Annotated in this window: 17 protein-coding genes; 10 read left to right on the top strand and 7 right to left on the bottom strand. The window is 38.0% G+C overall.

Features of this window, described 5'->3' with window-relative positions; translation table 11 throughout:
• Positions 1 to 21 precede the first annotated feature (21 nt).
• Positions 22 to 1,758: an alpha-glycosidase gene (locus IEV41_RS11295; protein ID WP_188388479.1), complete on the bottom strand. Its 1,737-nt coding sequence runs from the start codon at positions 1,756 to 1,758 to the stop codon at positions 22 to 24.
• 160 nt (positions 1,759 to 1,918) lie between these two features.
• On the opposite strand from IEV41_RS11295, the gene IEV41_RS11290 reads away from it, so the two are divergent.
• From IEV41_RS11290 to IEV41_RS11280, 3 genes are all read left to right on the top strand, one after another.
• Positions 1,919 to 3,235 (top strand): alpha-amylase family glycosyl hydrolase, encoded by a 1,317-nt coding sequence (locus IEV41_RS11290; RefSeq protein WP_188388478.1) that lies wholly within the window; start codon positions 1,919 to 1,921, stop codon positions 3,233 to 3,235.
• Positions 3,236 to 3,348: 113 nt separating this feature from the next.
• Complete coding sequence (locus IEV41_RS11285; RefSeq protein ID WP_188388477.1) at positions 3,349 to 3,855, top strand: DUF4829 domain-containing protein; 507 nt, start codon at positions 3,349 to 3,351, stop codon at positions 3,853 to 3,855.
• A gap of 88 nt (positions 3,856 to 3,943) precedes the next feature.
• A complete protein-coding gene (locus IEV41_RS11280) occupies positions 3,944 to 4,432 on the top strand; it encodes a DUF4829 domain-containing protein (protein ID WP_188388476.1) in 489 nt (162 codons plus the stop codon).
• Between the two features lie 37 nt (positions 4,433 to 4,469).
• On the opposite strand, the gene IEV41_RS11275 is transcribed toward IEV41_RS11280, so the two are convergent.
• On the bottom strand, positions 4,470 to 4,787 hold the full coding sequence (locus IEV41_RS11275; RefSeq protein WP_188388475.1) for a magnetosome magnetite crystal formation protein family: 318 nt from the start codon (positions 4,785 to 4,787) through the stop codon (positions 4,470 to 4,472).
• Positions 4,788 to 4,966: 179 nt separating this feature from the next.
• Positions 4,967 to 5,458 (bottom strand): YajQ family cyclic di-GMP-binding protein, encoded by a 492-nt coding sequence (locus tag IEV41_RS11270; RefSeq protein ID WP_188388474.1) that lies wholly within the window; start codon positions 5,456 to 5,458, stop codon positions 4,967 to 4,969.
• Between the two features lie 134 nt (positions 5,459 to 5,592).
• On the opposite strand from IEV41_RS11270, the gene IEV41_RS11265 reads away from it, so the two are divergent.
• Entirely contained in the window at positions 5,593 to 6,453 is an 861-nt protein-coding gene (locus IEV41_RS11265; RefSeq protein WP_188388473.1) for a CvfB family protein, read from the top strand.
• A gap of 50 nt (positions 6,454 to 6,503) precedes the next feature.
• On the opposite strand, the gene IEV41_RS11260 is transcribed toward IEV41_RS11265, so the two are convergent.
• Complete coding sequence (locus IEV41_RS11260) at positions 6,504 to 6,635, bottom strand: DUF3941 domain-containing protein (RefSeq protein ID WP_188388472.1); 132 nt, start codon at positions 6,633 to 6,635, stop codon at positions 6,504 to 6,506.
• 121 nt (positions 6,636 to 6,756) lie between these two features.
• Here IEV41_RS11260 and IEV41_RS11255 point away from each other — a divergent pair, with 121 nt between their 5' ends.
• Entirely contained in the window at positions 6,757 to 7,602 is an 846-nt protein-coding gene (locus IEV41_RS11255) for a YitT family protein (protein WP_188388471.1), read from the top strand.
• Positions 7,603 to 7,672: 70 nt separating this feature from the next.
• Complete coding sequence (locus IEV41_RS11250) at positions 7,673 to 8,176, top strand: hypothetical protein (RefSeq protein ID WP_188388470.1); 504 nt, start codon at positions 7,673 to 7,675, stop codon at positions 8,174 to 8,176.
• Between the two features lie 77 nt (positions 8,177 to 8,253).
• Here the strand turns inward: IEV41_RS11250 and IEV41_RS11245 are convergent, their stop codons facing one another.
• The 3 genes from IEV41_RS11245 to IEV41_RS11235 all read right to left on the bottom strand — a co-directional run bounded on the left by IEV41_RS11245 (position 8,254) and on the right by IEV41_RS11235 (position 10,085).
• Positions 8,254 to 8,403, bottom strand: coding sequence for a hypothetical protein (locus tag IEV41_RS11245; protein WP_188388786.1), 150 nt, complete (start codon positions 8,401 to 8,403; stop codon positions 8,254 to 8,256).
• A 69-nt stretch (positions 8,404 to 8,472) separates the two neighbouring features.
• Positions 8,473 to 9,279: a Cof-type HAD-IIB family hydrolase gene (locus tag IEV41_RS11240; protein WP_188388469.1), complete on the bottom strand. Its 807-nt coding sequence runs from the start codon at positions 9,277 to 9,279 to the stop codon at positions 8,473 to 8,475.
• 227 nt (positions 9,280 to 9,506) lie between these two features.
• Positions 9,507 to 10,085, bottom strand: a complete 579-nt coding sequence (locus tag IEV41_RS11235) for a TetR/AcrR family transcriptional regulator (protein ID WP_188388468.1) — start codon at positions 10,083 to 10,085, stop codon at positions 9,507 to 9,509.
• Positions 10,086 to 10,283: 198 nt separating this feature from the next.
• Between IEV41_RS11235 and IEV41_RS11230 the strand changes: the two genes are divergently transcribed.
• The 4 genes from IEV41_RS11230 to hppD all read left to right on the top strand — a co-directional run bounded on the left by IEV41_RS11230 (position 10,284) and on the right by hppD (position 15,168).
• On the top strand, positions 10,284 to 10,463 hold the full coding sequence (locus tag IEV41_RS11230; RefSeq protein ID WP_188388766.1) for a YjzC family protein: 180 nt from the start codon (positions 10,284 to 10,286) through the stop codon (positions 10,461 to 10,463).
• Between the two features lie 101 nt (positions 10,464 to 10,564).
• On the top strand, positions 10,565 to 13,162 hold the full coding sequence (clpB, locus tag IEV41_RS11225) for an ATP-dependent chaperone ClpB (protein ID WP_188388467.1): 2,598 nt from the start codon (positions 10,565 to 10,567) through the stop codon (positions 13,160 to 13,162).
• 72 nt (positions 13,163 to 13,234) lie between these two features.
• Positions 13,235 to 13,888, top strand: a complete 654-nt coding sequence (locus IEV41_RS11220; RefSeq protein WP_188388466.1) for a pyridoxine/pyridoxamine 5'-phosphate oxidase — start codon at positions 13,235 to 13,237, stop codon at positions 13,886 to 13,888.
• A 164-nt stretch (positions 13,889 to 14,052) separates the two neighbouring features.
• Complete coding sequence (gene hppD / locus IEV41_RS11215) at positions 14,053 to 15,168, top strand: 4-hydroxyphenylpyruvate dioxygenase (protein WP_188388465.1); 1,116 nt, start codon at positions 14,053 to 14,055, stop codon at positions 15,166 to 15,168.
• The last annotated feature ends 34 nt before the right edge of the window (positions 15,169 to 15,202 follow it).

Here is a 15,202-nt window from a genome sequence, read left to right as displayed (position 1 = left end):
AGCGCACATCGGTTGCTAAGGCTACATGTGTAAAATTGCAAAGTCATATGCCTCTAGGACAAGGGAAATAGAGGACGACTCGTATGCCATTTCTTCGTCAGTATACATATTTGTAATTTTGGTTCCTTTCGTATACGGGAGTACAACTGTTTGTGGAGAAGCGGAGTTATTGAGGATAAAGAACAATGCTTCTTCGTTGCATTCTTTCTTGTACACAAGACAATCTTTCTTCTCTAAAAGCTGAAAAGTTGTCTCATTTCTAAATGTTTTGCGCAGCTTAATAAGCGTTTGAATGTGTGTGTATATTTCTTTGTTTTGTCTCGCCTCATCCCACACCATACACCGTCGATTGTCGGGGTCATTGTCACCAAGCATTCCAATCTCATCCCCGTAATAGATACAAGGTGAACCAGGATAAGAAAAGAGAAAGACGAGTAATAGTTTTACTTTCGCTACATGCTCCTTTGCCAATGTCAAAATTCGTGGTGTATCGTGACTGCCGACAATATTGAAGAGAACGTCCGTTACGTGCGTTGGATACAAAAAGAGTAATTCATGAAGTTGGAAGATAAACTGCTCTGTCGAACATGTACCATGTATAAAGTACGCTAAGCAGATGTTTGTAAATGGATAATTCATCACTGAATGAAATTGATCTCCGTGTAACCATGGCAAGGCATTATGCCACACTTCTCCAACGATGAAAATAGACGGTTTTACTTTTGTCATTTCGAGACGAAATTCTCGCCAAAATTGATGAGACACTTCGTTTGCTACGTCTAAGCGCCATCCATCAATATTTGCTTCTTCTATCCAATAACGTCCAACACGTAAGAGGTATTCTTTTACTTCTGGATGATTCGTGTTAAGTTTTGGCATTGTCTTTTCAAAGGCAAACGTTGCATACGTTGGCACTGGCCCAGTTCGAACCGGAAAGGAATGAATATGAAACCAATCTTTGTAGGCGGATTGTTCTTGATTCTTTAATACGTCTTGCCATTTATCAAAAAAGTAGCCAGCATGATTAAAGACTGCATCTAGCATCACCTTTATACCTTTTTCGTGACAGTGTGAGACGAGTTTCTTCAGTATTTCTTTGTTCCCAAATGCTTCATCGATTGTGAAGTAATCAATTGTGTCGTATTTATGATTTGAATGTGCGTTGAAAATGGGTGTTAAATAAATACCGTTAATGCCTAACTCATATAAATAGTCCAGTTTCTCGATAATACCGTCGAGATCCCCCCCGTAAAAGCTCGTCGGTGTTGGAGGCATACTTTCCCAAGCGATGGTTCCAACAGGATTATTTGTAGAATCCCCATCGCAAAATCGTTCAGGAAAGATTTGATACCACACAGTATCTTTCGTCCAAGAAGGAGCTTGGAACATATCACACGTATGAACAAAAGGAAAACAAAAGAAAGCGGAAACGTCATGTGTCGGCGCATGAATGAAAAAACCTTTTTCCATATAGTAAAGAGATTCCTCACTTTGTAAGGAAAAGGCATAACGTAGACGTCCATAAGGTGGCTGAACAGTGACAAACCAATAATCAAATAACTCGTTATACCCTGTTTTTTGCATGGCAATGGTGGAGGTTATCCAAGCACCATCACACCATTCATATTGGTCACCGTATAGTAAAGTGACGGCTTGCACATCCTGCTTTTTCGTACGTAAGCGGATGTGAACAGTGTGTTCATCTACTGCATAGACAAATGGATAGGTTGGAGAATGATAGACTGCTTCTTTTTGCATAGAACATCCTTCCTTCTTGTTAGTCTTTCTTTATGATATGAAAAATGTGAAATGTTACTCCCTTTTTTAACTTGTATTGTTAGAAGTTAGGACGAGGCTTAGTGTATAATAAAGTGAACCTTTGTTCAGGCATTCTCAAGAAGGTAGGGGAGAAAAAATCATGAAGAAAATTGGCTTATTTTCATTGTTGCTTGTGCTTCTTTGTTCCGCTGTTGCGACGGCAGAAGAAAGAACATGGCAAGATGAAAGTATATATGTTGTAACTGTAGACCGTTTTAATAATGGGGATAATACAAACGATACAGATGTGAATTTCAATAATCCAGAAGGTTATTACGGTGGAGACTTTGTTGGTATTGCGAAACGATTAGAGTACATGAAAGAAATGGGTCATACAGCTATCCGTTTATCACCGATTTTACAAAGTGAAGATTATGCAGGTGAGAAAGTAACGGATTATACGAAGCTAAATAAACATTTTGGTACAGAAGAAGACTTAAAAGCATTAGTAAGTGATATACATAAACAAGACATGAAAATTGTCGTGGAACTTATGGTAATGCCAGCTTTAGAAGCTGAGGCAATTGCAGCTGGTAAATGGTTAGTAAGTGAGTTTGGGATTGATGCAATTCAATTGAAGAAAAGTAGTGCTGTAACGAGTGAGTTTGTGTCTCGTTTCACAGAAGAAGTGAAGAGTGTGAACAAAGACGCGGCTGTATTTAACTTCCAAGCAGAAGAAAGCATTGATGGATTCATGGATGATGCATATTACAATGAGTTAGTGAAAGCACTTGTGAAGCCAGATCAATCATTGAAATCTTTATATGAAGCGTCAGAGAATGCAGATGGTCTTCACTATATGGATAACGCCGATACGCGACGTTTTGTAAACCGAGTGTTAGAAGGGAACGAAAATCTTGCAATTCGCTTGAAGATGGCACTGATGTATATGTATACAACGCCAGGGATTCCGAGTGTATATTATGGTACTGAAATTGCCTTAAACGGTGGAGAGACGCCTGATAACCGTAAATTAATGGACTTTAAACCAGATAAGAAGTTCTTAGAATACATTTCACGTATTGGACAAATGCGCCAAAAATTACCTGTGTTGCGCCACGGGGATATTGAGTTTTTATATGAAAAAGATGGTATGTTAGTGTTTAAGCGTACGTATAAAGATGAAGTTGCTGTTGTCGCAATTAACAACACAACGAGCACACAAAAGGTACAATTAACGAATGACCAACTTCCAGAAGGGAAGCAATTATTCGGTGCGTTTGAAGAGGATATTGTTCGCGGATCAGACGATGGATATGAAGTTATTCTGGACCGCGAAACATCAAATGTCTTCCTTGTACGAGAGAAAACAGGGTTGAATTATGGATTTATTGCTGGTGTACTTGCGGTACCTATTTTCTTCTTTTTCCTATTCTGGTATATGAAGAAGCGCGGTGAGCGTAGAGAGAAACAATAATGTGAGAGAACTATTCCATTTGGTGGGATAGTTCTTTTTTTGTGGAGAAAGGTAAAAGTCATGTATTATATAAATGGGTAAATATGTAAATATGTAAGGGTGGAGGCGTGTAGATGAATGGTGTAATGGTAGTATGTTTTATGTTAGCTTTTTGTTTTGTATTCAGTGGATGCACAAAAGAAACGGGGACGGAAGTAGTAAAGAAAGAGCCGGAAAAGGTAGAAACGGATACATCTGAAAATGAACCAGCAGAACCAGCCGCACAAAAAGTAGTAGAGGATTATTTCATATATATACATGCAAAAAATCAGGAGAAGGCAGACTCCTTATTCTATCAGAAATCAAAACATGATTACGGTTTTTCCACTCTAGAAGAGATAAAGTTGCTTTCAATTAAAGAAAATAAATCAAAAAACATAAGAAAATCGTTTGTGACACGCGGAATGGGTCAAGTATACGGTACGAGAATAGAGAATGTACGAATATATGAAGCTGAGTATGAAGTGAAATATACTGCTAATCATCATGGCCCGCTAGATAGTGGTGAGCATTGGATAATGTTTTCGGTTGTTCGTGACAACGAAGGAAGTCCATGGTTAATTGGTGACCTTGGTCAGTGAGAAAAAAATGATAGGACGTTAACAGGTAGATACGGTAATGAAGCAGAATATAAGTATACATAGAAATGAGTAGATAGGGGATGAATACGTGAAGAAACTTTCTTTGCTGAGTATACTCGTTGTGTTATGTATTGCTGTTATCGGATGTACGAAAGAAAACGATACGAAAGAGAATAATACGAAAGAAAACAACGTACAAGTTAGTAATCAAGACCCTAAGCAAGTAGTGCAAGATTATTTCACGTATAAGAATGAAAAGAACAAAGAAAAAGTGTTAGCTATGATGACGTCGAAGCAGAAGGATACAGATGTTGGACTCGATAATTTGCAAGAAATAAAGCTCTTATCCATACGAGAAGATACGACGGAATATGTACGGAATTCCTATTTATCTCGTCAAATAGGACAAGGTATGAAGGCTGAAGATATGAAGGTATATGAAATAATGTATGAAGTAGCATACAAGGACAAAACGATTGGTCCACAAGTGAGCGGAACATATAGTGGAGAATATTACTTCGTTATTCGTGAGAAAGAAGGAGAAAAGTGGCTAATCGATGAGATGGGTGTTTTTTAAAAGGGAAAAATAAAAAGTACTCCAATTGGAGTACTTTTTATTTTGCTGTTAACAGTTTAACGCCTTTTACAATATTCCAAATGAAATAGTAAACACTTATAAGACCAGCAATAGTGAATGATCCAATTATGATAATAGCATTTGTCGTTTCATTCATGAAGTTAGGTGCAAGTGCTAATGTAATGCCAATACTAATTGCAATCGCTATGTAAGGAATTAAGTGTGTCCAAAGTGCTTTCTTTGCATGATATTTCACGTCTTCTTCTGCTATAAAGTAGACAATAATTGGTAGTAAGAATGGTGCAAAGAAGATACTAAAGTAGCATAATGAAGATAAGATATTATTTCCTTTCATTTGTTTCACCTCTATAAATGTTATTAGTACGTTTTGTACGTTGTATATGTTTATTATGTCATGTAAAGAGAAAAGGGACTATCGGTGAATCTTACGTAAAGGTGACAATGTTGTAATAGATGGGTAAAAAGGAAAAAGAAAAGCTAACTCTGCATAATCGAGTTAGCTTTTGTGTGTGTTTAACGGAAGTTCATGAACTGAACATCAACTGTTAAGTCTGCTTTGCGTACAGCTGCGATAATTTGTTGAAGGTCATCACGGCTTTTTCCTGTTACACGAATTTGATCATCTTGAATTTGGCTTTTTACTTTTAGCTTTAAATCTTTGATGATGTTGTTAATTTTCTTTGCGTTGTCTTTGTCGATTCCTTGGATTAACTTCGCACGTTGACGTACTGTACCGCCTGACGCACCTTCAATTTTACCGTAGTCTAAGTTTTTCGTTGGAACTTCGCGCTTAATTAACTTGTTAATTAATACATCTTTCAGTTGATCTAATTTAAATTCATCGTCTGAAATTAATACGATTACCTCGTCCTCTAATTTAAGGTCACTTTTGCTTCCTTTGAAGTCGTAGCGAGTCTTAATTTCCTTCATCGCTGCATTAAGTGCATTGCGTACTTCAGGAAGATCTACTTTTGACACAATGTCAAATGAACTTTCTTTTGCCATAATTATGTACCTCCAATAAAAGATTTCTCTTCATATTATATAATTATTGCCAACAAATGCATAGATGATGATATAATCAAATTTTATATGGTAATTCTAATAGAGATAAGTTTATATAAGTGAGGTAATGACACATGAATTTTCAAGCAGGAGAGAAATTAACATTGCCTGTTTCAAGAATAACAGATATCGGTTATATGTTAGGTGATGAGCATGAAGAAGTATTCATGCATAAGAATGAAACGGAAGAAGAATTATTTGAAGGACAAGAAGTAGACGTATTCTTGTACCATGACCATAGTGGACGACTAGCTGCGACGGCGTATGTCCCGAATATTGGTATTAATGAACTTGATTGGGTAGTTGTAACGGACGTGAAGCCTGATTTAGGTGTATTCGTTGACATTGGTGTATCAAAAGATGTTCTAATTGGGCGAAGCGATTTACCAGCGCACGAAGAAGTATGGCCGGAAGTTGGCGATGAGTTATATTGCCGTCTGAAGCGTACAAGTGCAGGACGTCTAATTGGAAAATTAGCAAGCACAGATAATATGAAAGACATTTCAACAGCTGCGACACCAAGTATGCATAACAAAAACGTAAGTGGCCGTATTTATCGTACATTATACGTTGGATCTTACATTTTAACGGACGAGCGTTTCTTAGGTTTCATTCATGATTCAGAGCGTCAAGAAGAGCCACGTCTAGGACAACGTGTAACAGGGCGCATCATTGATGTGAAAGAGAACGGAGAAATTAACGTATCGTTACGCCCTCGTAAACAAGAAGGACAAGACGAGGATGCGCAAGTTATTTATGAATACATGGAGAGCCGCGGTGGTGCGATGCCATTCTGGGATAAGAGTCATCCCGAAGATATTAAGAATCGTTTTAACTTAAGCAAAGCGGCATTCAAACGCGCGATGGGTAAGTTGTTAAAAGAAGGAAAAGTATACCAAGAAGAAGGTTGGACATACTTCAAAAAAGGTGAATAAATCCATATAAAAAAATCGTCCGTGTATAAACGGGCGATTTTTCTAAAAAATTATAGATGGTCCACTTCTTTAGAGAAAGATTTCTTACCGTGCTGGGCGTTTTTCTCTGCGAGAATATTTTTCTCGTGATTTTTTGCGTTATTGTCACGCGCTTTTTTATCGTTATCGCTTGTTTTGGACATGAGGAGACCTCCTTATCATGATTTCATGATTATCGTAACCAAATATGTATAGAATATGTAGAAAAGCCGTTGTAAATAAATAGACTAATTATTATGATGATATAACAAGGAGGACGTGCTTATGAACTACACAGAATATGGAAAAAAGTTCCTTGTCGTAACATTTGGTGCATTGCTTGTAGCAATTGGAATGAATATGTTTTTGATTCCTGCGAACGTGTACGCAAGTGGATTTGCGGGACTAGCTCAGCTTTTATCTAAATTATTGGAAGGGGTCGCACCTTTTCTATCTCCAGGTATTGTATTAATTATTTTAAATGCGCCAATTATTTTAGTAGCCTGGAATAAGATTGGGAAGACATTTACATTCTTTAGTTTTATAAGTGTTGGAATGATGACAGTATTCTTAGAACTTGTACCGACTACAGTGAATTTTTCGGATGATATTTTACTGAATGCTGTTTTTGGTGGAGTAATTATGGCTGTTGGGGTTGGACTAACATTAAAGTACGGTGCTTCAACGGGAGGATTAGACGTTATTGCGATGATTATGTCGCGTATGAACGATAAATCAGTTGGTACATATTTCTTCTTATTTAACGCATTGATTGTTATCACGACAGGTGCGATATTTGAATGGGAGACGGCATTATATACACTTATTTCTTTATATGTAACAACACGAGTATTAGATGCAATATACACAAGCCATGTGAAAGTAACAGCATTTATTATTACGTCGAAACCAGAGGAATTACGCGAGGCAATTCATAATACGCTTGTACGTGGTATTACACGTATGCCTGCACAAGGTGCATATACAAATGAACAAAAAGAAGTATTAATGATTGTGGTAACACGTTATGAATTGTATGATTTGCAGAAATTAATCCAAGAAGTAGACCCGGAAGCATTTACAAATATTGTTGAAACAGTAGGAGTATTGGGCTTATTTAGAAAGAGCTAAGGAATAATAATCATTTTGTCACTCTTGTTAATATAATGTAATATGAACGCACGAAATGGGGTCACATATTATGTTGAAACGAATTTCTCTTTTTCTATTGGTGTGTTTGCTGTTCGTAGGATGCACACTAGCTGAAGAGCAATCACAAGTGGTGTCGAAAGACGATAAGCCACAGGTGGAAGAGATAGAGAAGAAAGACGTGACTAGACAAGAAGATAAGCAAAAAGAGGACAAACAAAAAGCAGTAAAACAAAAAGAACCAAAACCAAAGGCAGACATGACAGGGGAATTTACTGTATCTGATGTGAAAATAGAAGGAAAAGATGGCACATATAAAGTAACAGGAAGAGTTACTGGTAAGCTAGAGAAGTTATACTATTCAGTAGAAGATGGTCATCATGAGTTAGTGTACGGAGCAGAAGTTCCTGTGAAGGGTAATACGTTTACACTTTCGTTACAATTCAATAAAAAAAAGCTACCATCAAACGGTACATTAATTTTGTTTATGTACACGAAAAACGGGGATAAAATTACTCCCGTTCATACGTCTGCATTGCAACAATTTGGTCCATAAAAAAAGCCAGGAGAAACCGCCTGGCTTTTTTTGACAATATCCAAGTATTATGCGCGTACTTGTTTAAGTCGTACGTATTACAGAGAATAGAACGACTTGGTGGTGCTTTGCTGTCTTTCTTCAGCTTCGGCTAATGTGAAATGATAAGGGAATTTCTCGTCATATTTTGTTATTGAATCATGACTTTGTTGAATAAAACGTTTTGATTTATTCTTTTTACCCATCATTCAAAACCCCTTTGCTGAAAGAGTGTGACACATGGTGTGTCAGTTATAGTATGTTCATCTTACACAAAATTATAACTTCAGTAATTTCTCTAAATAAATAGCAATGCCATCTTCTTCATTCGTTAATGTAACATCATTCGCGCGATTCTTTAACTCATCAATTGCATTCCCCATCGCAATGCCGTATCCTGCATATTCAATCATTTCAAAGTCATTATCCTCATCACCAAATGCGATAATACGCTCTTGTGGAATGTTATAGTACTCTGCAATACGTTGCAAGCCGACTGCTTTGCTTAATCCAGTTCGAACAATTTCGATAACGTGCCACGGTGCAGCCCAGCGACGATGATCAATTACTTCGGCATGAACATTCGACAAATGTGTGCGTACTTTTTCGACTTCTTCTTCGTCTGCGTCAATAAGGAGACATGTCGGATCCCTACGTAACGTATCTAATGGATCACCCATGAAAATATTCGGATTACCCATTTGGAAAATATGGTCCAAGCTTTCATCTGGATAATGGATATATACATCATCAATTACTTCAGCTAGTACGTTTTTAATACCAATTTCACGACATTCTTGAATAATGTTCTTTGCGATGTTTACATCAAGTGGCGTATGTTGTACTTCCCATGATGAATCAAGTGGATGATGAACGTATGCGCCGTTGAAGTTCACAATAGGAGAATCTAACTGTAATTCGTTGTAGTAAATTTCACTTGCACGATAAGGACGGCCAGTAGAAATAACGACGTAATGTCCTTGCTCCCTTGCTTTTTGAAGAACTTGCTTAGAGCGGTCTGAAATTGTCTTATCGTCTTTTAATAATGTCCCATCTAAGTCAAGTGCAATTAAATGTTTTTGCATCGTCTCACCCTTTTTTCTTTTTATCTTAAATTCATACTTTCTTATCTGTCCATCATTTTGATTGTTTTTTTAGTATATGTCCTCTTTCATTCTTTCATGAAGATGTGAAAGTTGTGTGAACAAGTTGTAAATCATCCGTTAAATTGATAAAAACAAAAGTGAAAGGATGAACACCGAAAGCGTTCATCCTTTCACGAAAAATATACCTATAATGGCATTTTATCTTGCTATTTCGTTGTTGCTAAGCCGTTCACAATGTACGTTTCAAAGATAGAAGCAACTTGTTCGCTCGTCAACGCTGGGTGATTTTCTTCCCAATCAAATAAAAGGGCGTTGTACACCTTTACAACGAGGAACGAGACAACTTCAAGATCACATGGTTTGATTTTTTTCTTGTCGATAGCTAGTTGTAGTTTTTCTTTTACAATGGATTGAACAGTATGATCGATGCGGTTAATCATTTCAATTACTGTTGGAGTACCCATTTCTTTCGCTTCATGAATTAATTTCATCGTAATTTGAGATGTTTTACGCATTTCAAGCAGTGCGTAAAGGACACGGTGTGTATTTTCTAAGAAGGATAGCTCTGCATCAATTGCATCTGTCGCTACGATTTTCATGTCATGAATAATACCCTTCGTAATTTCAAAGAATAGTTCATCTTTGTTTTTGAAGAAGGTATAAATTGTTCCTTTTCCCACTTTTGCGGCCTTCGCTACGTGATCCATCGTTGTTGCTTTATATCCGAAATGGGCGAAAGATGCTGTTGCTGCATCTAATATTGCTTGTTTACGATCAAAGGACATTTGCTTCCTCCTATCTGACTAAATCATTACTAAAGTCATTTTCTTTTCTTTCATCGTAAAGCAAATAGGTAGAAAAAGCAATAAAGGAGCGGTTTTTCCTTAATAAATAGTGACGATATCGTGAAGGTTTGTCCGTACATGAAACAAAGGAAAGAAGGGTATGATACTAATGAAATTAGTGATGAGAGGATGGGTTATATGGGTCAAAATCGTCAATTCAAGCCAGGACAGAAAGCACCGAATAATGGTATATATGTCGAAATCGGTGAAACAGGAAGTGGTGTGAAGCACCCGAAGCAAGTACATTTACAAGCAGGAGATGAATTCCCAGAAACGTCGAACCATAACCGAATTTGGACGTACAAACGAAAACCGTAACACGAAGTCATCTCCTCTTATAGGAGATGCTTTTTTTCGTTCGTCTTTCATCTTATAATAGAAATAGATGGAAGAAATCGTGTAGAAGGATGTGAAGAGAAGTGGATCTTAATAAGATGACACAGAAGACGCAAGAGGCAGTGATGCGAGCACAATCGCTAGCAGTCGAGAATAACCATCAAGAAATTGATACGATTCATTTATTATTAGCTTTGTTAGAACAAGAAGAAGGATTAACGGTGCGTATTCTTCAAAAGATTCGTGTCGATCTAACAGACTTTACACAAAAGGCAACAGCGCAGTTACAGAAGCGACCGAAAATAACCGGAAGCGGTGTGGAAGCCGGGAAAATTTATATTACGAATGCCCTTCAACAAGTGTTCGTACGAGCAGAGAAGGAAGCAGAGAAATTAAAGGATGAATACATCTCTGTTGAGCACATCTTATTAGCTTTAACAGAAGAAAAAGCATCCACAAGTATTGGAAGTTTGTTTAATTATTTTCAAATTACACGAGACAAAGTGTTAAAAGTATTAGTAGATGTAAGGGGTAATCAGCGCGTGACTAGTCAAAATCCAGAAGTAACGTATGAAGCATTAGAGAAATATGGTCGTGATCTTGTTCAAGAAGTACGTTCAGGAAAAGTTGACCCTGTTATTGGACGGGATAGCGAGATTCGTCGTGTTATTCGTATCTTATCTCGTAAAACGAAGAATAATCCAGTATTAATTGGAGAACCAGGTGTAGGTAAGACAGCGATTGTTGAAGGGTTAGCACAACGTATCGTTCGTCGTGACGTACCAGAAGGATTAAAAGATAAAACGATTTTCGCACTTGATATGAGTGCATTAGTTGCAGGGGCAAAATTCCGCGGTGAATTTGAAGAGCGCTTAAAAGCAGTTTTAAACGAAGTGAAAAAGAGTGAAGGCCGTATTCTTCTCTTCATTGACGAATTACATACGATTGTTGGAGCAGGTAAAACAGAAGGCGCGATGGACGCAGGGAATATGTTAAAACCGATGCTTGCGCGCGGTGAACTTCATTGTATCGGAGCGACAACGCTTGAAGAGCATCGTAAATATATTGAGAAGGACCCTGCTTTAGAACGTCGTTTTCAACAAGTATTAGTAGGAGAGCCCACAGTAGAAGATACAATATCTATTTTACGCGGCTTAAAAGAACGTTTTGAAATCCACCACGGGGTTAACATCCACGACCGTGCGCTTGTTGCATCCGCAACACTGTCAGACCGTTACATCTCGGAACGGTTCTTACCAGATAAGGCAATTGATTTGGTCGATGAAGCATGTGCTATGATTCGTACAGAAATTGATTCGATGCCAACGGAGTTAGATGAAGTAACACGCAAAGTGATGCGTCTCGAAATTGAAGAAGCAGCACTTAGCAAAGAACAAGACGAAGCGAGTAGGAAACGTCTTGAAGTGTTGCAAAAAGAGTTATCAGATTTAAAAGATCAGGCAAATGAGATGAAGGCGAAATGGCAACAAGAGAAAGAATCTATTACAGCTGTTCAAGAAATTCGAGAACAACTAGAGAAATTACGCCGTGAATTAGAAGAGGCAGAAAACAACTATGATTTAAATAAAGCAGCGGAGCTTCGTCACGGTCGCATTCCGACATTAGAAAAACAACTAAAAGAAGCAGAAGAAATAGCTCATACGAAAGATGATAATCGTTTGCTCCGTGAGGAAGTAACGGAAGAAGAAATTGCTGGTATCGTCTCACGTTGGACAGGAATTCCAGTCATGAAATTAGTAGAAGGTGAACGAGAGAAACTTCTTCGCCTAGAAGAAATACTTCAAGAGCGTGTAATTGGACAGGAAGAAGCAGTCCAACTTGTTTCAGATGCGGTATTACGCGCTCGTGCAGGTATAAAAGATCCGAACCGCCCGATTGGCTCTTTTATTTTCCTAGGACCAACAGGTGTCGGAAAGACAGAGCTTGCGAAGACGTTAGCACAATCTCTATTTGATAGTGAAGAACAAATTATTCGTATCGATATGTCGGAGTACATGGAAAAACATGCAGTGTCTCGCTTAATTGGTGCACCTCCAGGGTACGTTGGATATGAAGAGGGTGGACAATTAACAGAAGCAGTTCGTCGTAAGCCGTATTCGGTTGTTCTATTAGATGAAATTGAAAAGGCACATCCAGAAGTATTTAACATTTTACTACAAATGTTAGATGATGGGCGTGTGACAGATTCGCAAGGACGTACAGTAGACTTTAAAAATACGGTTATCATTATGACCTCGAATATCGGTTCTCATGCATTACTTGAAGGTGGGACAGAGAACGGGGAAATAACAGAAGAAGCACGTGGCAGTGTGATGAGCCAATTGCGTGCTCATTTCCGTCCCGAGTTCTTAAATCGTGTCGATGAGATTATTCTCTTCAAGCCATTAACGTCTGAAGAAGTAAAAGGTATTGTTGATAAAGTTGTACGGGAATTACAAACACGTGTGGAAGATAAGCATATGACAATTACGCTAACAGACGCAGCAAAGACATTCATTATCGAAGCGGCATTTGATCCGAATTACGGAGCACGTCCGCTAAAGCGTTATATTCAACGTCATATCGAAACGAAATTAGCCCGTGCAATCATTGCAGGAAAGATTATGGACGGTCAAGAAATCACGATTGATGTGGAGAATAACGAATTAATAGTTAAATAAGCCAACAGAGAAGCCAACAGAAAAGAATACTTTTGTTGGCTTTTTTTTATGTTAATAAGGAGGGGTTAATAGATGGACAGTATTCGAAATAAAATCAAACAAAGTAAGTCTCTTGTTGGGCCATTTCCGGCATTTGATCTAGATGTAGTACCCGAGTATCCTCATGATTTGTTTTTAGAATGGTTTGACGTAGCGTTGCATCATGATGTACATGAGCCACATGCAATGACACTCTCAACGATCGATTATAGTGGCTCGCCAGATGCCCGTATTTTAATTTTGAAAGATGTTGATGAAGATGGATGGTATTTCGCATCGAGTTGTGAGAGTAAAAAAGGGAAGCAACTTGAAGCGAATAACCATGTAGCACTGACTTTTTACTGGTCTCTAATTGGGAGACAAGTGAGGATTCGTGGGAAAGTAGAGAAGATGGATATAGAGACGAATAAGAAAGACTTCTTACACCGAGGAGTAGTAGCAAGGGCTGTATCATTCATTGGGAAACAAAGCAGTGTTTTGCATGAACAAAATGACTTCAATCATGCTTTAGCAAAGCAACTTCATTATGTACAAGAAAATTCGACATCTGTGTATCCTGCATGGACTGTATACCGAGTTGTTGCAGGGGAAGTTGAGTTTTGGCAGGCTGATGAGGAGAGAAAGCATCGAAGGCTCTTGTATCGATTGGTGGAAGGACAGTGGCACCGTGAGAAATTATGGCCTTGATTTTTGCATTTTTCGTTATACGATTGATGTCGTTTTTTCCCGGGAAATGACGGAAGAAAAATAATTTGTATATATTTGTCCTTTTTTATTCGTGGGAAAGGAAGCATATTTATTTTATGCTAAGAAAGAAAACGCTTTCTATCTTAACGTATGGAGGGATTAATATGGAGAAGAACTTGAACGAAGAAGTTGTCCAAACGAAAGATTTATTTCCAGTGAAAGATGTAGACTATTTGGAGTTGTATGTTGGAAATGCGAAGCAAGCGAGTCATTATTTTTGTCATGCATTTGGCTTTAAAGTAGTTGCATATGCTGGTTTAGAAACAGGAAATCGTGAGAAAATTTCTTACGTCTTGCAACAGAAAAATATCCGCCTTGTTCTCTCAGGCACGTTAAATCAAGATAGTAAAATTGCACAATTTGTAAAGGTTCACGGCGATGGTGTAAAAGACATTGCATTATGTGTAGACGATGTAGAGCAGGCATTTGAAGGTGCTGTGGAGCGCGGTGCAATTGCGATTTCTCCTCCAGAAGTATTAACGGATGAAAATGGCACAGTAAAGCGAGCAGTAATAGGTACATACGGTGATGTAATTCATACATTGATAGAGCGAAAAGGGTATAAAGGGGCATTTATGCCAGGTTATAAAGCACTTGAACGTAACATCCCTTCTGAGCCAACAGGGTTAATTGGTGTCGATCATGTTGTTGGAAACGTGGAATATATGGAAGAGTGGGTAGAGTATTATGAGAAAGTAATGGGCTTTACACAAATGATCCACTTTGATGATGATGACATTAGTACAGAGTATTCGGCACTAATGTCGAAGGTAATGACAAATGGTGGGCGAATTAAGTTCCCGATTAACGAACCGGCAGAAGGAAAACGTAAGTCACAGATTCAAGAGTACTTAGAATATTACAATGGGGCAGGTGTGCAGCATCTTGCATTGTTAACGAGTGATATTATTGGCACTGTTGCAAAATTACGTGCGAACGGTGTGGAATTCTTGCAAACACCAGCTTCGTATTACGAAGAATTAACTGCACGTGTGGGCACAATAGATGAAGAGATTGAGAAGTTAAAGGAATTAAATATTTTAGTAGACCGAGATGATGAAGGATACTTATTACAGATTTTTACGAAGCCAATTGTTGACCGTCCGACGCTATTTATTGAAATTATTCAGCGTAAAGGATCAAAAGGGTTCGGTGAAGGAAACTTCAAAGCTTTATTTGAAGCGATTGAACGTGAGCAAGAACTGCGCGGGAATTTATAAAAAATATGATGGGAAGAGGAGGTATTCTCTTCTT

Source organism: Priestia taiwanensis (assembly GCF_014638355.1).
GTDB classification, from domain to species: Bacteria; Bacillota; Bacilli; order Bacillales; family Bacillaceae_G; genus Priestia_D; species Priestia_D taiwanensis.
Note: the sequence above shows the minus strand (reverse complement) of the source record. Positions and strands in the feature narration are given on the sequence as shown.